This window comes from Ruegeria sp. YKSD179 (genome assembly GCF_059612885.1).
This window is the reverse complement of the sequence record NZ_JBXWRL010000007.1, coordinates 88,172-107,371: the sequence shown is the minus strand read 5'-3', so window position 1 is coordinate 107,371 and position 19,200 is coordinate 88,172. Positions and strand designations below refer to the sequence as shown.

17 protein-coding genes and 1 riboswitch are annotated in these 19,200 nt (G+C 52.2%); of the genes, 9 read left to right on the top strand and 8 right to left on the bottom strand.

Going from position 1 to position 19,200, the window contains the following annotated elements:
• Positions 1–9: 9 nt before the first annotated feature.
• Together AC2FNE_RS06235 and AC2FNE_RS06230 are read right to left on the bottom strand one after the other, a co-directional pair.
• Positions 10–1,584, bottom strand: coding sequence for a thiamine pyrophosphate-binding protein (locus tag AC2FNE_RS06235; RefSeq protein ID WP_496804970.1), 1,575 nt, complete (start codon positions 1,582–1,584; stop codon positions 10–12).
• Positions 1,584–3,032 carry a TrkH family potassium uptake protein gene (locus AC2FNE_RS06230; RefSeq protein ID WP_496773088.1) on the bottom strand — a complete coding sequence of 483 codons (1,449 nt, stop codon included), beginning with the start codon at positions 3,030–3,032 and terminating at the stop codon, positions 1,584–1,586. Before AC2FNE_RS06230 ends, AC2FNE_RS06235 begins: the two co-directional genes overlap by 1 nt.
• Positions 3,033–3,151: 119 nt before the next feature.
• Between AC2FNE_RS06230 and AC2FNE_RS06225 the strand changes: the two genes are divergently transcribed.
• Positions 3,152–3,856: a hypothetical protein gene (locus AC2FNE_RS06225; RefSeq protein WP_170603795.1), complete on the top strand. Its 705-nt coding sequence runs from the start codon at positions 3,152–3,154 to the stop codon at positions 3,854–3,856.
• 266 nt (positions 3,857–4,122) lie between these two features.
• Here AC2FNE_RS06225 and folE2 read toward each other — a convergent pair whose 3' ends face one another.
• The gene (gene folE2, locus AC2FNE_RS06220) at positions 4,123–5,226 is read right to left on the bottom strand and encodes a GTP cyclohydrolase FolE2 (protein ID WP_496804969.1); all 1,104 of its coding nucleotides are present in this window, start codon (positions 5,224–5,226) and stop codon (positions 4,123–4,125) included.
• Positions 5,227–5,412: 186 nt separating this feature from the next.
• Complete coding sequence (metZ, locus tag AC2FNE_RS06215) at positions 5,413–6,603, bottom strand: O-succinylhomoserine sulfhydrylase (RefSeq protein WP_170603797.1); 1,191 nt, start codon at positions 6,601–6,603, stop codon at positions 5,413–5,415.
• A 63-nt stretch (positions 6,604–6,666) separates the two neighbouring features.
• Positions 6,667–6,744, bottom strand: a riboswitch (SAM riboswitch).
• A 134-nt stretch (positions 6,745–6,878) separates the two neighbouring features.
• Between metZ and AC2FNE_RS06210 the strand changes: the two genes are divergently transcribed.
• Positions 6,879–7,811 (top strand): alpha/beta hydrolase, encoded by a 933-nt coding sequence (locus AC2FNE_RS06210; RefSeq protein WP_496804968.1) that lies wholly within the window; start codon positions 6,879–6,881, stop codon positions 7,809–7,811.
• A gap of 744 nt (positions 7,812–8,555) precedes the next feature.
• A complete protein-coding gene (locus AC2FNE_RS06205; RefSeq protein ID WP_496804967.1) occupies positions 8,556–9,536 on the top strand; it encodes an asparaginase in 981 nt (326 codons plus the stop codon).
• Positions 9,537–9,745: 209 nt separating this feature from the next.
• On the opposite strand, the gene gntH is transcribed toward AC2FNE_RS06205, so the two are convergent.
• Together gntH and AC2FNE_RS06195 are read right to left on the bottom strand one after the other, a co-directional pair.
• The gene (gene gntH, locus AC2FNE_RS06200; RefSeq protein ID WP_170475762.1) at positions 9,746–11,086 is read right to left on the bottom strand and encodes a guanitoxin biosynthesis MBL fold metallo-hydrolase GntH; all 1,341 of its coding nucleotides are present in this window, start codon (positions 11,084–11,086) and stop codon (positions 9,746–9,748) included.
• Positions 11,087–11,160: 74 nt separating this feature from the next.
• Positions 11,161–11,577, bottom strand: coding sequence for an OB-fold nucleic acid binding domain-containing protein (locus AC2FNE_RS06195; RefSeq protein ID WP_170475764.1), 417 nt, complete (start codon positions 11,575–11,577; stop codon positions 11,161–11,163).
• A gap of 127 nt (positions 11,578–11,704) precedes the next feature.
• On the opposite strand from AC2FNE_RS06195, the gene AC2FNE_RS06190 reads away from it, so the two are divergent.
• Positions 11,705–12,028 carry a 2Fe-2S iron-sulfur cluster-binding protein gene (locus AC2FNE_RS06190; protein WP_170475766.1) on the top strand — a complete coding sequence of 108 codons (324 nt, stop codon included), beginning with the start codon at positions 11,705–11,707 and terminating at the stop codon, positions 12,026–12,028.
• Positions 12,028–12,795 (top strand): FG-GAP repeat domain-containing protein, encoded by a 768-nt coding sequence (locus AC2FNE_RS06185; protein ID WP_170603800.1) that lies wholly within the window; start codon positions 12,028–12,030, stop codon positions 12,793–12,795. The genes AC2FNE_RS06190 and AC2FNE_RS06185 overlap by 1 nt, the downstream gene beginning before the upstream one ends.
• A gap of 38 nt (positions 12,796–12,833) precedes the next feature.
• Here AC2FNE_RS06185 and purD read toward each other — a convergent pair whose 3' ends face one another.
• A complete protein-coding gene (gene purD, locus AC2FNE_RS06180) occupies positions 12,834–14,096 on the bottom strand; it encodes a phosphoribosylamine--glycine ligase (protein ID WP_170603801.1) in 1,263 nt (420 codons plus the stop codon).
• 75 nt (positions 14,097–14,171) lie between these two features.
• Here purD and xseA point away from each other — a divergent pair, with 75 nt between their 5' ends.
• On the top strand, positions 14,172–15,659 hold the full coding sequence (gene xseA / locus AC2FNE_RS06175; protein ID WP_170603802.1) for an exodeoxyribonuclease VII large subunit: 1,488 nt from the start codon (positions 14,172–14,174) through the stop codon (positions 15,657–15,659).
• 121 nt (positions 15,660–15,780) lie between these two features.
• Here the strand turns inward: xseA and AC2FNE_RS06170 are convergent, their stop codons facing one another.
• Positions 15,781–16,176 (bottom strand): hypothetical protein, encoded by a 396-nt coding sequence (locus tag AC2FNE_RS06170; RefSeq protein WP_170603803.1) that lies wholly within the window; start codon positions 16,174–16,176, stop codon positions 15,781–15,783.
• Positions 16,177–16,431: 255 nt separating this feature from the next.
• On the opposite strand from AC2FNE_RS06170, the gene ftsY reads away from it, so the two are divergent.
• The 3 genes from ftsY to AC2FNE_RS06155 all read left to right on the top strand — a co-directional run bounded on the left by ftsY (position 16,432) and on the right by AC2FNE_RS06155 (position 19,187).
• A complete protein-coding gene (gene ftsY, locus AC2FNE_RS06165; protein WP_496804966.1) occupies positions 16,432–17,580 on the top strand; it encodes a signal recognition particle-docking protein FtsY in 1,149 nt (382 codons plus the stop codon).
• Positions 17,581–17,661: 81 nt separating this feature from the next.
• Positions 17,662–18,564, top strand: coding sequence for an EamA family transporter (locus AC2FNE_RS06160; protein ID WP_170475778.1), 903 nt, complete (start codon positions 17,662–17,664; stop codon positions 18,562–18,564).
• A 17-nt stretch (positions 18,565–18,581) separates the two neighbouring features.
• Positions 18,582–19,187, top strand: coding sequence for an inner membrane-spanning protein YciB (locus tag AC2FNE_RS06155; RefSeq protein ID WP_170475780.1), 606 nt, complete (start codon positions 18,582–18,584; stop codon positions 19,185–19,187).
• Positions 19,188–19,200: the final 13 nt, after the last annotated feature.

Genomic DNA, 19,200 nt, shown 5'->3' with positions numbered 1-19,200 from the left:
AATCACCCGCTAAAGAATATCCGTTTTAACACGGATCAATGTTGGAACAGGAGCATCGAACGCATCGCGTACAGCCGCCTGCATATTCCGCAAGCTTTCAGGTTCAGCAGACCGAGCCCCAAACGCCTCTGCAAGCTTGCAGAAATCTGGATTACCCGCGACCACAGCATTGGGCGCAATCTGCCCCCGAACCATACTATCTTCGATTTCTTTCAATTTGCCGTTGTCCCAAACGATAATCGGTAACGACAGACCCAGCTCGACGGCGGTTCCCAGTTCCTGCAAAGTATATTGAAATCCGTAATCTCCCGCGATTACAGCGGTTGGTTTACCGCTTCTGGCGACTGCCCCGCCTATGCCCGCTGGCAAAGCATAACCCAAAGTGCCAAAACCAGTGGGATGATGCCAGTGGTATGGATAAGCCATGTCCCATACCTCTTTGGCAACATAAGCAAACTGGGTCATGTCGGAATAGATCATTGTGTCTGCCGGTATTGCAGCACGCAACGCATCCACCACCGGGACAATGCCCGGCCGTTCAGCATCAACTTCTGTACGCCAACGGGTACGCACTTCTGCAACCTCACGGGACGTCCAGCCAGTTGCGGGTTTGACCTGCTCTGCAACTGCCCACAAAGCCTGCGCGAAACTCTCGCCATCCGCCTGAAGCTTGACTGATGCCCGATGTCGATCGGCAAGCACCTCAGGATCCAGATCGATCCGGACAAGATGGGCAGAGTTTCCCAAGTGGGTTCTCCACAGGTCCACTTCCGCCAATTCCGCACCTACAGCAACAACAAGATCTGCTGAAGCGATAATTTCGGCGCTACCAGGCCGAGGCAGCATCGCCCCAAAATCCAACGCATAGCCCGAGCCGGCCATTCCGCGTCCGGCATAAGTGGTGAAGCATGCAGCACCCAATTGCGTGAGAATTTGCCGCCAAAGGTTCGAACGCGCTCCGCCGCCCAGAATGAACAAAGGCCGCCGCGAGATATTCAACAGCGACAGAACTGGTGCGATATCAGGCGGCAGAGCCTTTGTATGCAATCCCGGCTGGTTGGGAAACGGCGGTGGGTCGGCCTCGGCTTCAAGCCGGGCAATCGGGACCTGAATGTGTTTTGGCCGGGGACGAGAAAGTTCGAATTCCTCAAAAGCCCTCTCAATTAAGCCATAGGCAGCTTTTGCGTCATTCGCCTGACAGGACCAATCTGCGACCGTTTCTGCCGCACCGCGTTGATCCTTCATTTGGTGCAGTTGCCCGCGTTGCAATTGCGTTTCGTCAAGGCAGGACGAGATCACCAGCATCGGAACCGAGTCGCTGTATGCTTGACCAATTGGTGTCATGATATTGCATAAACCCGGACCAGTAATGACATAAGCCACGCCGGGGTTTCCAGTCGCGCGTGCATAGCCATCAGCCATAAAGCCTGCCCCCTGCTCATGACGGGCCAGTACGTGCTTGATCCCGGCTTCTTCAATCCCTCGGTACATTTCCTGATTGTGGACACCGGGAATACCAAAGATGACGTCTACGCCACGGTCTTTCAGTGCGTGCGAGATTTGCGCGCCCAGGGGTCTTTTCATTATCTTCTCCAGAACTGGACGGTAAAGATTGCGTAGACGGCCAGCAACTCCAGACGTCCAACCAACATACCAATGGTCAGCAGCCACTTGGCCGTGTCGTTTAAACCAGCAAAGTTCCCAGCTGGACCTATCTGGTCGCCCAGCCCGGGACCAACATTTGCCAACGCAGTTGCAGCGCCCGACACCGAAGTAATGAAATCCAGCCCCGTCAACGCGAGGGCCCAAGACAGAACCCCCAGCGAAAGAACGAAAAACATGAAAAAGCTCATGACAGATGTCAGAACATCGCGGCTGATCGGACGCCCGTCATAAGTAGGCATGAAAACACCATGCGGTGTCCTGATCCGGTTGATTTGGGTTTTGATCGACGCGATCAACAACTGGTAGCGGAATATCTTGATCGAACAGGCGGTTGAACCGGCGCAGCCTCCGATTAGCCCGATGAGAAAAAACAACATAACAGGAAAACTACCCCACCCCATGTAGTCGACACTGGCATAGCCCGTCCCTGAAATGATCGACGTTATATTGAACAGGGACTCACGTAGCGCTTGTTCCCAATGATGCGGAAACACCGATGTCAGAAATACCGTCATGATAAGAACGAGTGCGAAAACGGTCACCAAGAACCCTCGAACCTGACTATCCTCAAACAGCGACGTCGTATGACCGTTTGCCAGTTGCACATAGCGCACAAATGGTAACGCTGCGAGGATCATAAAGATCGCCGCCGCGTATTCCGTTGCCCCTGAAAACACTGCAAAGGAGCTGTCATAATTCGAAAACCCGCCAGTGGCGATCGTCGTCATTGCGTGTACCGTTGCGTCGAAAAAATTCATCCCGAGTCCGGCATATACCAAGGCACACACCACCGTCAGTGACACGTATATCATGGATATCTGGCCTGCGATCTCTTGCGCACGCGGTAGGATTTTCCCCATTGTTTCAAAACCTTCCGACCGGAAGATCTGCATTCCACCCACACGCAGTTCGGGCAAGAAAACCATTGCTACAACGATGATACCGATACCGCCCAACCACTGAAGAAGACCACGCCATAACAACAAGCCTCTTGGCATGTTTTCCAGCCCCGAGATCACGGTTGAACCGGTTGTGGTCAAACCAGACATCGCCTCAAAATAGGCGTCAACGAAACGAAACTCTGTTTCACCAAACAGAAACGGTATGGCACCAAAAACTGGCAGCGCGACCCAAACGCCTGTGGTCAACAGAAACGTTTGTCGAATGGTCAACCCTTCGCCTACGCCATTTGAGCAACTTACTGCGAGAATGACACCCGTCAGCATAGTGATGACTGCGCTTTCAAAGAAAACGTGCCATTCCCCTCGACCCTCGATCAGGTCCGCAAGCATAGGCAACAGCATGGTCGCCCCTAGAATGGCGACCAGCAGGCCAATCACATATCCGACCGGGCGAAAGTCCATCATCACGCGCAGGGTTGGCGTGCCTACCCGACGGTGTCAAGCGGGTGATATCGGATTAGTCGTCCGATTTAGCCGTTTTTGCTGGCATTGCAGGTGGTTTGGAAGGAGCCCGCGTCCTCCGCATGGCGGTTTTATGCGCCTCTTCAGATTTGGATGACTCAACAGATTTTGGCGTCGATGGCTTGGAAACTGATGCCGGGGTCGCTTGCTTAGTGGTCGTGAACACAGGTTTTGAGGCCGCAGGCACTCGCTTAGCAGTGGCTGGTTTTGCCGATGCGGATTTGTCTCCTGAAACTGCTTTGACCGTCGGAGAGACAGCCTTTGTCTTTGGTTTGTTAGCCGCCTGCACAGGTTTGGGCGGGACAGTCTCAAGTTTGGCAACCGATGATCGTTTAGTCGCTGTCGCCGCTTTGGTCTTGTTCGCGGGTGGAGCAGCCTTTGGTGTTTCCTTAACTGCAGATTTTCTAATGCTCAACTCAGCTTTTGGTTTGGGACTAGCTGCTAACTTCGGTTTAGAAGCCATTGTTTGTTTGACTTGTTTTGATGGGTTTACCTTAGCTCTGACAGTTGCAGGCTTCGGTTTGGAAGTAGCTTTTTGTGGTGTCGGTTTTGGTTTTACCGACCCAGAAGTCGACGAAGCAGCATGCAACGCATGCACAGGCGCCATAGGCAGATCAAAAGCGGAACGCGCCATAATCTGCATGATCTTCAAGTGGCTTACCATTGCATATCCCGCGACCCGGAACGCGGCAGCCTGGAACTCAAGCGGTTGGGAAATAGGATTCATTGCGAGTCTCTCCTGTGAAAAATGTGAAGCGAGCAATTAGAGAAAAGACTTCTGCTGCCCGGATTGATCGGGCTGATACGCAGAGTCGCGGTCCAAGGCCATTCACGTACCGGTTTCCTCTAAGGCTGCACCTCAGAATTTCGTCGTGAGTCTTTTCACTCGGACTATTTGCAACGGCGCAGCAACTGCTTTCGTCGTTTCTTTTACGCCAATGTCGCAGCATATGCAGCAATTCTTGCTGCACTGCGGCAAAAAAACGCCAAATGCGGAAATTACAACCAGATCACAAAAGGTTCTGCGTAGATGTTAACCAACATGAAAGAGAGCCATGAACAAGCGAGGGTCCACACTGACCGATTCGAAGGTTGGACCTTCAGTCAGAATCGATATCGCGTCATGGCTATGAAGGCTTTCTTGGTGACTTGCGATAACACGAAAATCTCCGACGTGGTGGTCAGCCTGCAATTCGGCACAGAACAGCCTTACCGCATCCTCAACGAAAATTGGATTGGCAGCATTCAATTCTGCGAATGCCTGTTCGTCTTCTCGCTTGACCATTACTTGCGTTTCTGTCGGCACGGCGCGGCGGCACAAGGCAATCAAATCTTCGAACCATAAGCAATCTGCGTCGCAATCAACTACAACTGAAATTCGCGCGACAGATCGTTGAGAATGTGGAGTGGCCAATTGACCACGTGTCGACCGCGCATGTTCGCTCAGTTCCAGCGAACACGGGCACGTCGATGAGTATACATAGTCGAGGTGCATGATCTTTAGGCGTTGGCCGCCCGTTTCAATCAGTTCCAGGGCGATATCATAATACTGATAACCCATCAGGCCTGACCGTAGGCTTGCCACTTGGTCAGGATAGGAAAACCGCATCTGAATTCGAGCGTCCATACTGTCCAAATCGGTCATGTAATCATTGAGCGCTGCTTCCATTACTTCAAAGCTGAAGGTCCGCTCTGCGTGCTTATAAAAAGAACGCATGATACGGGACATGTTTATTCCCTTTTTTTCAGCTTCAAGGCTGACTGACCCTGTGACAGATGTCTCGAGCGTTAGATCATCCCCATGTTTTCGGTGAAATCGAATCGGTAGGCGGAAATTCGAAATTCCAACGTGCTGGATTTGCTGCTTTGCACCGCGGATCAGGCTTGATGGCCCGTTCTGCAAGTCAGGCAAAGAAGCCTTGTAAACTTCATCTATGTTGAACTCTTCCGGGTAATTTCTTGAGAGATCTGGGTAATTTACCGGAGAAAGCCCCGGGATCAGACGTGAAACAGCAGGGTCCAGCTGACTGATTTCGGTGTCCGACGCTTTAACTGCCCACTTGCGCAACACTTTTAGCGCAGCTTCCGCTTCGTCACGGTCAGGTGTCTCGTCAAGTTCACGGGGATGCACGTTCATAGGCAGGGTATCCTTGTCTCGCCGCTGGAATATAAGCGGTTTCAGTTCTTATGCCAGTCCACTTCGATACGCATAAGCCACCTAATCGGATCGGAAAAACTTGCGTTAGATCGACTATTATTTTCAACGGTACCCTACCATTTTTGCGACCCGCCGAACAGCCAGGGCCATTTAGCGGATCCAATCTTATTTTTGGGACACGTCGAGTGCACGCTCAATATCTGCAATTAAATCAGCCGAATCTTCCAAGCCAACCGAATACCTAATAAGCCCGGGTGTGATACCCAGTTCGTCTTTTTGAGCTTCGCTCAGACGTTGATGCGTTGTGGTTGCTGGATGGGTCGCTATCGATTTCGCATCACCCAGGTTGTTCGAAATGACTGGGATTGCAAGGGTATTTAAAAACGCAAACGCTGCCCCTTTGCCGCCTTTGATATCCATCGATAGAACTGTCCCACCCTTACCACCAAGCTGAGACTGAACCAAAGCGTTCTGAGCATGGCTTTTCAATCCCGGGTACATCATTTGCTCTAGGGCCGGATGGTTTTCGAATGTCTCGGCAATGGCCATCGCAGTCTCGGCCTGTGCATTCACTCGCAAAGAAATCGTTTCTAAGCCCTTTAGCATGACCCACGCATTGAATGGACTAAGCGCCCCACCTGTATGTTTGAGATATGGCTCAACGGTGCCCCGAATGAATTCTTCCGATCCAATGATCACGCCACCCAGAGCACGGCCCTGCCCATCGATGTGCTTGGTCGCAGAATACACAACTACGTCAGCGCCCTGTTCAATTGCGCGGGAAAACACCGGGGTCGAAAACACATTGTCCACAATAACCTGCGCACCGACCGCATGAGCCAGCTTTGAAACTGCTTCTATATCAATGATTTCCAGCGTGGGGTTCGACATTGATTCAAAGAAAACAGCCTTGGTGTTTTGGCGAATGGCTGATTTCCACTGATCCAAATCCGTACCGTCGACGAAAGTCACTTCTACACCGTACCGGGTCAGAATATTTTCCAGAATGTATAGACAAGAACCGAACAAGGCCCTAGCCGAAACAACGTGATCACCTGCTTTCAACATTGAAACAAGCGCCCCATTCACCGCCGCCATCCCCGAGGCCGTAGCAAATGCATCCTCGGCGCCCTCCAAAGCGGCGATGCGTTTTTCGAACATTGAAACCGTAGGGTTGCCATACCGCGCGTATATGAACTCATCAGGGCCGCACTCCAAAAAGCGGGCTTCGGCCTGTTCGGCCGTTTCATAGACAAATCCTTGGGTCAGAAAGATCGCTTCGCTGACCTCATTATATTGGCTGCGCCTAGTTCCGCCATGGACGGCTTGCGTGCGTTTGTTCCAGCTTTGGCTCATGTCATTCCTTTCAGCCTCTATTCGTGAGGCAAACAAAAAACCCCAGACGCGGCCAAGCGAAAGGGGTCTTTCATCCTGACCTTTTAGCGGCGTTGTTTAACGTGGCCCGCAATCCGGTAACAAATCGCCACGTAGTACCTTGTTGCCCATACGCCTCAGCACAGTTGTCGTCAAGCTTTCGCGCGGTTTCGTCACGGTTCTGTAACCGTGCCTTCATCTAAACGTCATGGTGTTGTGAAAAACGAGCACCACAACATCTTGTGTGAGGCACGACAATGCCAGTTATCAGGATCAATGCCGTAAATGGCCAAGCCCAGTTGCACTGCAGCCCGAAATCGACAACCCGCGTATTACGGCAGCTGCGCAATATTCCCGGGCCTGTCATCATCATGACCCACGGTTTCAAGTATCAACCTTACAATCGCAAAACCTGCCCGCACCGCCACATTCTTTCTCTGCAGCCACGGATGCAGGGCGATAGCTGTCCCAGTTGGCCACAACAGCTTGGGTTCGGTGCGGGGTTCGAAAATGAAGGATTGGCTCTTGCTTTTGGCTGGGATGCCAGCGGACCACTTTGGAAAACACGTAGCCGTGCATTAGCAGCAGGGCGTGTTCTTGCTAAAGTCATCAACGAATTGCACCATTGCCACCACGACAGACCGGTTCATTTTATTGGTCATTCAATGGGCGTGGAACTCGCGCTCGAAGCTTTGCATCACATCCAACCCGGAGCAATTCGTCGAATAATCTCCATGACAGGCGCGGCATATCGGTCTCGCACCTTACGGGCCTTGCTCACTCCAGCCGGTCATCAAGCAGAGTTGATAAACATCACTAGTAGGGAAAACGACCTGTTCGATTTTCTATACGAACGAATTATTCAACCTCCTACCCTCGGCGACCGGAGTATTGGTTCGGGGATACAAGCGAAAAACGCCGTGACCCTGCAGATCGATTGCCCAGCCACCCTTGATCATTTGTCCAATCTTGCTTTGCCTGTCGCGGCTCCACAGCGCCGAATCTGCCATTGGTCCAGCTACACACGGCCCGGTTTGTTGCGCTTATACAATGCACTACTACGCAATCCTGAACGAATAAGTCTGGGAAACTTGCGTGCCGGTCTGCCGTCGTATCATCAAAGACGTTGGTCCCGGCTTTTTGCGCTGCCTCGACCGCAAAAGCTCCTGCCGTGTGCACAGAAAGCCTGATGATCTCAGTATTTGGGGAAATGGCGTGATCGACCTGTACTTCTGGGTCACGCCGAAAGATTGGAAAACATCCTTCGCACTGGAAGAAATGGAATTTCTTTATCAAATCCATCTGATCAATACCGGCAAAGGTGAACTAACCGACCCAAAACTCCAAATGTCATCCCAATCAATTGGATACCTAAAATTGTCTATCCCGACGGTCAGGATGGTACTACGATTTCGGCCTTTGAGAGCGGCGCGACTTAAATGTACCCGGCCTGCAAGTGCGGTCGGCCTTTTAGCGAAACACAGCGTAAGAAAGTTGTATTCGAGGAGTAATAACGCGGCAGTCGGGTAGTGACTGCCTAATGATCGCCCGAGTGTACCGTTTCTAGAAATAAGCCCCTCAACTCGATATGCCACGGCATTTGCCATACACCAAACTTCGCGACAGGGCAGAAGTCTCGGGGTTATACGGCCCGCTTTACCGTCGATTGGCTCAAAATGAGGTCGTCGCTGGTAGCATTTTCTTTATTGCTGATATGTCGTTCTGGAGTCGGTCAAGCCTGAGGGGAGGAAAGCAACTATTTCTACAATACATTTCGAAGTACGTGCCAATCAAAGGAGCAAACAGGCGCGAGAGATCTTGTTTTAGCGGTAGCGAAAACTAACGATTTCAAATTTCTTCAACCACCTTAATAGAACTGTCATTCCTTCGATGTTGGCAATTCTGGATTATCAACCTAGTGAGAGCATTTCTCTATGTTACCAAAGGTTCACGTTATCGGAACAGGCGGAACAATTTCGTCTGTTGGCGCGACAACAATCGACTACTTGAATTACCCTTTGTCTGGGAAGCGCGTTAACAGCAAAGAATTGCTATCGTTAATCGTGGATGAGAAAACTGATTTCAACCTAACGTTCAGTGACTTTGACCCTGTTTCCAGTACAGAAATTGGTCCACCGTTTTGGGGTAGGTTGCTGGCAGAAATTTCCGGTGTTCAAAACCAGATCGACGGCATCGTAATAACCCACGGGACTGGGACTTTAGAAGAGACGGCGTTCGCTATTGATCTTTTCTCGAGCGCGGACGTTCCCATTGTTTTTACCGGGGCGCAGCGTCCGAACGGAACGCTTTCGTCCGATGTCGCATACAATTTCTGGAGCGCCCTGAAAGTCGCCTCCACCATAGACGCTCGTGGCCGCGGCGTTCTTGTCGTCATCGACGGCGGCATCCATACAGCTGCTGACGTCACTAAGATTAGTAATTTTGGATTGAATGCGTTTCAGTCTGAACCTGCGGGGGAGGTCGGTAGGGTCGAAGGGGCGTCGTTAGTCTTTCGTAGAACTTCTCCGCCAAGACATCCAGCACTGGAATGGAGAAGCGGCGCAGAATGGCCTCGCGTTGAAATCGTCATGTCATATGCTGGGGCTGACGGAGCGCAGATACGTGCAGCGCTTGCTAGTGGTGCGGCAGGAATCGTTGTTGCCGGGCTCGCTCCCGGATACGCAACACCAGAACAAAGAAGAGAACTGAACCAAGCCAGGGAAGCAGGTATCCCGATCGTTATGTCGTCGAGGGCCACCATTGGCCCTACTGCTGCACTATCGCAAAATGCGGTTGCTGGATTGATTGGTTCACGTTGTCTCAATCCCGCAAAATCACGTGTGCATTTGGCTGCTTGCATTATGAATGAGTTCAACCTTTCTGAAATTGACATGTTGTTTTCAAGATATGCCTGAGTGCGCTAGGCGATAGAACGATGGACCACGACCCCTTGTTCGCGTTTAAATAGGCAAACAGACGCAAGTAATTTCGTTGAAATGGTGGCATCTCGACCGATGTCACCAATTTTCATAACAAACAGCGTGTTCAAACGCCAATTCGATTGAATTTTGGCCGAACAACTACCAGAGCAGCCCCTAACCATTCCACAAAGTGATAAAACTGATTAATCGCCGGGATATGGAAAGTCTCTGCCCAATGCTTCGCTGGCTTGTTCGTATATCGGCCGCAGCGCGTCGTCTACATCCCACTTCCCACCTTCGATAAAATCCGAAAACCCAACCGACTCAACTGGTATTCCCTGTTTCTCGGCAAAGGTCTGTCGGTCATTTTCTCCTGGTGGAATTGGTGGTTCGGAAAGTGGTGGCGACCAGGTGTGTTCCTCGGTTACAGCCATTCGCACGCGGATATCGTCCTTGGTAACATTCCAGACCATGAAATCTTCGGCTAAACTTAGCGGCCCGTCATAGGTCGTGCGAATACGCTCTTCTACGCCTCCTGCGGTGTCGAAGTCATTAAAGAAGTGATACGCGACAGCGATTCTGGGCTGGATTTCAGACATCACCTTTCCGAATGCTTCAGGTGCTGTATGAATCTGTGTTCCAACCTCAAGCGCAGACTCCGGTGTGAAACCTAACTTACCGACAATGTCAGGAACCGCGATGAAGCACTCATGAATTGCGATATCGGCGTCCTTGGCATATTCGATGAACCACTTGTTCGGATAAGTATCTGAACTGTATACAAACTTGAGATCATTCCATTCGAGCGAAAAACTAACTGCCCCGTCAATTCCATGAATTGCCGGGAAGCTTCGCACGACAACACCATTCTCTTCGTAAATTATTTCGTTTTCGCCTTTGTAATCAAACTCGGTCACATCCATCTGATAGCCACGTGGGTCGGTTGCTCCGACTCGTGCGCTAAGGTCCCACAGCAACATGTCTTTCATACTGTCGGTTGCCGCTGCCGTTCCAAGTTCAGGCACCGATCCGCTTGGGCCCCAAACACGCAGCGGTCTGTTCCGCCCCATCAGCGCGCCACCGATGAAAAGCTCGTGCAAAGCACCAAAATGGTCTGTGTGAAGATGCCCAACAAAGACTTTGTCTAGATAGTTGTACGGAATCTGCAGTGAGGATATTCGCTCGGACGAACCCGAACCTATGTCAAAGAAGAATTTGTCGCCATTGCCAAGCTCTACAAGAAAACACGCGGCGGCTTGCGCCGCTCGGGTTGTTGGCATGCCTGTGCCGCATGCGACAACACGCATCTCATTAGGGTCCAGATCTTCTGTATTGGGGTAATATGCGTCTCTCGGCCGGTCTCGTACTTGTATAGGCGAGATTTCCGGTTCGGTTTCATCTGCCAACGCCATTCCAGGAGATAACGCGTCAAAAGTGTTTTTAAGCACATGGCCGACCGAAATGTCGGCTCGCTCAATCCATGACCCCACTCCGACGCCAACTGCCAAAGTTACAGCAACAGTACCGATGGCCAAGTGTCTCATATCGTCATCTCCCCGGATAGATAGCGTTTTTTTAGGTACTGCCTTTTGGTTTTGCCTGTATTATTCAAACTTTATCATATGTTTGGGTTTTGACGAAGCTCCTTCTTGTCGCGTATTTCCCCCGCCTCTCCCTGCACCAGCACATCCAACATTCCCGAGATATCCTCAATCTCTTCCGCGATCACATGGGTCACCGAATGTGCTCGCTGCATCCGGCCCGTAACCCGTAACAGGCGTCCCGAAATTACCGCCCGGCGGAAGCGTTCATAGATCTTTCGCCAGACCACTACGTTTACGATGCCGGTTTCATCTTCAAGTGTGACAAAGATCACGCCCTTGGCCGTCCCCGGCCTTTGCCGCAGGATCACCAGCCCTGCCACTGTAACAAGCGCGCCCTCTGGCGGCGCGTCCAATTGACGGGCGGGTAAACACGCAGGTGGGCGTGGCCAGTGTCGATCTGACACTATGGGGCGAGTGGGGACAACAAGCATGAGAACAAAAATAGAACAAACGCAAGGAAAGTCCAGTCGCGGCGTACTGAGTCGCAAATGAGGCTGGAAAGAGACAAATGCGTTGACTAAGGAAGACTCCGAACATCGCAAAAGGAATACGCACGCAATGGCAAAGATCACCTATGTCGAGCATGGCGGTACCGAGCATACTGTCGACGTAGCAAACGGCCTGACCGTTATGGAGGGGGCTCGCGACAACAACATACCCGGCATCGAGGCGGATTGTGGCGGCGCGTGCGCCTGCTCGACCTGCCACGTCTATGTCCACCCAGACTGGGTCGAAAAAATCCCGGCCAAGGACGACATGGAAGAAGACATGCTGGACTTTGCTTATGAACCAGATCCAGAACGCTCGCGCCTGACCTGCCAGATCAAGGTCACTGATGAATTGGACGGCCTAATCGTACAGATGCCCGAAAAACAGATCTGATGCTTTCAAAAGCGCCGCGTCCAACCGCGCGTAGGCGCAGCAAACTGACGCGTGGCGCAGGGCTATTGTCGTGCTTTTTGACGGCGGCAGCGGTGCATTCGTCATTGGCTGACACAATAACAGCAGCCCGGTTCACAGAACCGACAACGCGATACGCGCATGGTGTACTGGGCGATGGCATAGAATACGGCGCGCTCGAACTAACAGTTGACGCAACGGTTACAGGCGAAAACCGGCGTAAGATAACCGTACGCCTGCCCCAAGATCGTGTGTTCGAGGACCTCTCACCCCGTATGATCGATATCGACAGCGATGGCTCGCCCGAAGTGATCGTTGTTGAGTCTCATGCAGAAAAAGGCGCTCAATTAGCAATATACGGGGCGGAAGGGCAAAAGATTGCCGCAACGCCGCATATCGGCACACGCTATCGCTGGCTGGCGCCTGTCGGTGCGGGCGATCTGGACGGCGACGGGTTTACCGAGATTGCATATGTAGACCGTCCACATCTCGCCAAAACTCTTCGCATCTGGCGGTTCAAACAAGGCGACCTAACTGAAATTATTGAATTGCCCGATTTAACCAACCACCGCATCGGCGAAGACTATATTTCTGGCGGTCTGCGCCACTGCGAAAACACCCCGGAACTGATACTTGCAAACGGTAGTTGGACCCGGGTCATCAGCGTAACTTACAAGGGAAAGTGGATAAAATCTGATCTAGGTCCCTATTTTAGCCCAAACAGCCTGATCAATGCTATGGAGTGCTGATCTTAGCTAGCACCTAAAAGCCTTAACAGCATCCTTCGTCAAAGCGCGCGCCAACCGATATCGCTGCGAAAGAAACCTTCTGGCCAATCAATATCTTCGATCATTGCATACGCTTGGTCCTTGGCCTCCTGCAAGGTATCAGCCCGGGCCGTAACATTCAGCACACGCCCCCCCGAGGCAAGAACCTGGCCATCCACAGCTTTTGTCCCGGCATGAAAAACCATGTTCCGGCTATCTTCAGGAATGCCGTCCAACCCTTTAATAACAGTTCCTTTTTCATACGCACCAGGATAACCCTTGGCCGCCATCACTACTGTTATGGCGTGATCATCCGCCCAGTTGACTTGTGTCTCGCTTAATCTGCCTTCTGCCGCAGCCTGTAATAGATCAAGAACTTGTGCGCCGAGGCGCATCATCAGCACCTGACATTCGGGATCGCCAAAACGAACATTGTATTCGACCAGGCGAGGCTGGCCATCCTTGATCATAAGGCCCGCGTATAGAACACCTTGAAACGGCATGCCGCGTTTCGTCATCTCTGCTATAGTCGGACGAATTATTTCGTCCATCGCCCGCGCTTCGATTTCTGCGCTCAATACTGGGGCTGGGGAATAAGCTCCCATTCCGCCTGTGTTTAGCCCCGTGTCGCCTTCGCCTACCCGCTTGTGATCCTGTGCTGTACCGATAGATAGAGTCTCGGTGCCGTCGCAAAGGACAAACAGCGACGCTTCCTCGCCCTCCATGAACTCCTCTATCACGACTTCTGCGCCTGCTCCGCCGAACACACCACTGAACATATCGTCAATCGCATTAAGAGCGGTTTTTTCGTCCATCGCGACGATCACGCCCTTTCCAGCAGCAAGGCCATCGGCCTTGACCACAATCGGCGCTCCTTGTTTTCGGATGTAGTCCTTGGCTGGTGCGGCTTCGGTGAAACGCGCGTATGCCGCCGTAGGTGCGTTAGACGCATCGCAGATTTCCTTGGTGAAACTTTTTGACGCTTCCAGCTGAGCAGCATCTGCCGAAGGGCCGAATACCAAGACGCCAGCCTCGCGCAGGCGATCCGCAACACCAGTTGCCAAGGGCGCTTCTGGACCGATTATTACGAAATCAATCGCGTTTTCCTCGGCAAAGCTGACGACTGCGCCCCCATTTTCAATATCCAACGTAGCGCAATCAGCAATCTGTGCAATCCCGGCATTGCCCGGAGCCACAATCAGACGGTCGCATTTTGGGTTTTGCATGACCGCCCAGGCAAGCGAATGTTCGCGCCCTCCGCTGCCGAGAATTAGGATGTTCATAAATGCACTCCGATCTGCTTGGCCTCGCCTTTGCGGCGTTCTAAGCTGAGGGCGCAATTGACACAAGGCGCTGATATGTCCGACTTGCTTGACGACCCGACACCGGGTCAGAACACTCCTGAATACACAGTCTCGGACATATCCGGTGAGGTAAAGCGCACACTGGAAGGCGCATTCGGCCGAATCCGTGTCCGCGGAGAAGTCGGTCGTGTGTTTAAGGCGCGCTCGGGCCATTTGTATTATGACATCAAGGATGATCGGAACGTTCTGGCCTGTACCACGTGGAAAGGCCAAATCAGCGGCCTGTCCGTCGTGCCCGAAGAAGGATTAGAGGTCGTCGTTACTGGGCGTCTTACCGCATTTGGCGCTCAGTCCAAGTACAACCTCAATGTCGAAGAAGTAGCTGTCGCAGGCCAAGGTGCATTAATGGCGCTTTTGGAGAAGCGGAAGAAACAGCTAGAAACCGAAGGATTGTTCGCACCGGAACGTAAGAAACCCCTGCCCTATCTACCGCAGATCATCGGTGTCGTAACCTCGCCTTCGGGCGCGGTGATCCGCGACATTTTGCACCGGTTGCGAGACCGCTTTCCCCGCAAAGTATTGATCTGGCCGGTCGCCGTCCAAGGTGCCAACTGCGCTCCAGAGGTCGCGCGGGCCATCGAAGGTTTTAACCAGCTTACACCCGGTGGTGCGTTACCGAGACCAGATTTGATCATCGTTGCACGCGGCGGCGGCTCGATCGAGGACTTATGGGGGTTCAATGAAGAGGCCGTTGCCCGCGCAGCTGCAGCTTCGGATATTCCGTTGATCTCTGCCGTGGGTCACGAAACTGACACGACCCTGATAGATTTCGTATCAGACCGCCGTGCTCCGACGCCAACGGCAGCCGCTGAACTGGCCGTGCCTGTGCGGATGGAATTGCTGGCATGGACAGGGGAACAAGGTGCCCGACTTTCCCGTTCTGCCGCTGATGCCGTGCAACGTCGCAGCCAGCGGTTGCGGGATTTGTCGCGCGCCTTGCCTCGCGCCGAAGCCCTGTTGGACAGCCCCCGTCAACGGCTTGATCAGGTCACCGAACGGCTACCGAACGCTTTGCTACGTGGCGTGCAGAACCGACGCGTCAAACTGTTGGATATTTCTGCTCATTTGCGCCCTTCGACGCTGCGCAATTTGGTCGACACCAGAAAAGACAGATGGCGAAATCTTTCGTCACGCCTTTCTCGGCGACCATTAGAACGGGAGTTGGGAGCGCAAAACGACGCGCTGCTTCGTCTTTCAGAACGATTGAACGCGGCGCAAATTGTGCGGTTGGAGCGCATGCGGCAGCAACTTGTTGCAACAGATCGCTTACGTGAAACCCTTAGCTATCGGGCGACCTTAGACAGAGGTTACGCGGTCGTAAGGGCTGAAAATAAGTTGATTACAACCAAGGCACAGGCAGCTGGGCACCAGGTGCTTGAAATTGAGTTTTCGGATGGAAAGCTGACAACCGGATCGACAACGTCGAAACCAGCTACTAAAAAACAAAAACCTGCTCCGCCTGATCAAGGCTCACTATTCTAGGTTAAACAGTTGGCTCGGAACGATAAAATTTGAGGTTGCTGGTCAAAATCTTCCGGAGTTGTTCGCTCGTTAAGCTCATCAAGGCTTCTGAAGGTGCAAAACGCATTAATCATCTTTGCTATTAGACTCCTACGTCTGGTCCATAGCAGATCATTTCTTCGCCTAAATCATCTGCCTCGTACAGCTCTGTTGACGATGGGTCCCCTTCGAACTGCGCAACCAATCCTTTCTCGGTTTGGGTAAAAACCCAGCATTGCGGATCCAGCCGGTCTTCGTACACAAAGCAAATCTGACCATCTCGTTCGTACCAAACGCCATTTTGGCAATCACCATCCAAAAAGGACCAGATTACACGGCGATTGGGCAGATAACGTTCAACGCCGTAAACCGTTCCGCCAAAACCATAAAAAAGAGTTTTTCCTCGTGTATAGGCATCAAACTCGGACCCGGACAGAGCAGTTTGCGCCATTGCGCCCTGGGTGGACAGCGCGACAAGAATCACAAGGTTTCTTAACATGTCGCCATAGTGTCAGATGCTATCCCTCAACGCCAATTGCTTTGCTGGCGGCGGTCACGTCTATCTCTTTGGACTAAAACCTTGCAACCAACGAGTTTCTGTTACTTTGACTCTACCCGGCGCAGAAACAAACTACTTAACTGATCTGGCAGCTTTATTGTTGTGCACAGACAGAATTTTTGGTCGTCTATTCGGGACCCTTTGCAACCGCTGCAAATCCGCATTAGGTGAAGGGAACACCTGCGGAGACTGTAAATGGCATTTTTCTCAAAGCTAAAGGACCGGTTGTTCAAATCATCTTCCCGGCTTGAACAAGGGCTTGAAGCAATTGTCGAAGAAGGTGGCGAGGAAACAGTCTCGCCCGATCCCGTCATTCCTGACCCCGAACCAGAGCCGCAACCGGTTCCGGAAGTCCCCGAAACGACGCCAGCACCGCAACCTGTTGAACCAGTAGCCCCTGAACCAGCTGATCCCATGCCCGTGCCGCCTCCGCCCGAAGTGGCCGTCGAAAAACCTAAAGGTGTGTTGAACCGGCTGTTTGGGCGAAACGAAAATCACACGGTAATTCGCCGAACATTGGATGACGATATGCTGGAACAGCTTGAAGAGCTGTTAATTGCCTCAGACATGGGTGTAGACACCGCGCTGCGCGTTACCTCCAATATGGCCGAGGGGCGTTTTGGCCGGAAACTTTCTACTCGCGAAATCAAGCAGCTACTAGCACAGGAAGTGGCAAGGGTTATGGAACCAGTCGCTAAACCTATGCCGATCTATCCCAAGCGCCCGCAAGTGGTTTTGGTTGTCGGTGTCAACGGATCAGGCAAAACCACTACGATTGGAAAACTCGCCAGCCAGTTCAAAGATGCTGGAAAAAAAGTGGTAATCGCTGCCGGTGATACGTTTCGCGCAGCAGCAGTTGAACAGTTGCAAGTTTGGGGCGACCGCGCTGGCGTACCGGTTTTGACCGCGCCCGAAGGAAGTGACCCAGCCTCCCTGGCTTTCGACGCGTTGACCAAGGCACAGGAAGACGGAGCGGATTTGCTGATGATCGATACTGCTGGCCGTCTACAAAATCGTGCCGACCTGATGGAAGAACTGGCCAAGATTGTCCGCGTTATTCGCAAGAAGGACGAAACCGCCCCTCACAACACTCTGTTGGTTCTGGACGCGACCACCGGGCAAAACGCGCTCAGCCAGGTAGAAACATTTCGCAACCTAGCCGACGTGTCGGGGCTTGTAATGACAAAACTTGACGGGACAGCAAAAGGTGGTGTTCTGGTTGCCCTTGCGGATAAATTCGGCTTGCCAATTCACGCGATTGGTGTTGGCGAGCAGATTGACGACCTCGCCCCATTCGATCCAGATGAGTTCGCTGCCGCGCTTACCGGTCTTGACCAAGACTGATAAATTCTTGACCTGAATTGCACTACTTGAGACCCGATTTGTCGGGCCCCATTATCCATCATCTTTCGAAAGAAGCGAGACTTGAGCGACTGGCTGATCTCATTGGAAGGCACCGATGCCGGTCATAGGCTGGCACTATTGCTTGCTGTTATGGCGGCTTTTCTGCACGCCGTCTTCGGCGCTCTTCAGAAAGGTCGCCACGATCCCTGGCTTTCACGCGGTGCTATCGACGCCAGCTATTGCCTGATGGCCGCGCCATTTGCACTGTTCGTGGTGCCTTGGCCCGAACCATACATGTGGCCCATCTTTGGCGTGGTTTGGTTGATCCACATTGCCTATAAGACTCTGCAGGCCTTGGCCTACACAAAAGGCTCCTATACGGTGGTCTACCCTGTTGTACGCGGCACTGGACCCTTATTTACTGTAATCGGCGCATATCTGTTGTTTGGGGAAACTTTTTCCGGCACGCAGTGGTTGGGTGTATTGGTACTGCTGTCAGGAATCTTTGGGCTAGCCGCGTACAACCTTCGATATCTGGAAACCGACCGGGAAACTCTGGGGATCGCCTTGACGCTAGCGATTGCAACGGGATTATTCGTGGCGCTTTACACCACTTACGATGCATACGGTATCCGCGCCACAGCCGACCCTTTCACGTTTCTAGCCTGGTTTTTCATGATCGATGGTGCCGTGATGCCGATCTATGCGTTTTTGAGGTGGCGGGCCATGATCAACCGCCCAACGCTTGGTCCACTAATGCTTCGCGGAGTTTCAGGCGGCATTATCGCACCACTTTCTTTTGGATCGATCATGCTGGCGACACGATTGGACAAAGTTGGCGAAGCCGCAGTTTTGCGGGAAACGTCGACGGTGTTTGCTGCACTGATTGGCTGGTTAGTTTTGAAGGAAACCGTGGGTCCCAGACGAATAGCACTGATGGCATTGATTGCACTCGGCGCAATAATAGTTGAAATGGGCGGGTAATCAGCAGGACGCAGATCATGACAGGCAAAAAAGAAATTAACCCTTTTCTCAAACAAGCGTTAGAGCTTGGTCCCCCACTCGCCTTTTTCTTTATCTACCTGCGTCTGCGTGATGACAGCTTTCTAATCGGAAATGTCGAATACTCTGGCTTTATCGTCGCAACGGTTATTTTTGTGCCGTTGATGCTGGGCGCGATGGGTATTCTGTGGCTGCTGACGGGTAAGCTTAGCAGAATGCAGATTTTCACTGCGTTTATGGTGATTTTCTTCGGCGGGCTTACCGCGTGGTTCAATGACGAGCGGTTTTTCAAAATGAAAACCACGCTGGTCTATGGGTTCTTTTCAGCCATACTTGGCATTGGGCTGCTTCAAGGTAAGTCGTACCTGGCATATGTGCTGGATGGGATGTTGCCGATGAGAAATGAGGGTTGGATGATTCTGACGCGTCGTCTATGCGCATGCTTTGCAATTCTGGCGGCAGCCAACGAGTTAGTCTGGCGCACGTTATCGACCGATCTGTGGGTAAAGATCGAAACCTTCGGCTTTCCTATCGCTCTGATGGTATTTCTGATGCTGCAATTCAGCATGTTGCAGAGCTATATGGACGACCCCGACAAGCAATGAGCGGTTTTTGTCG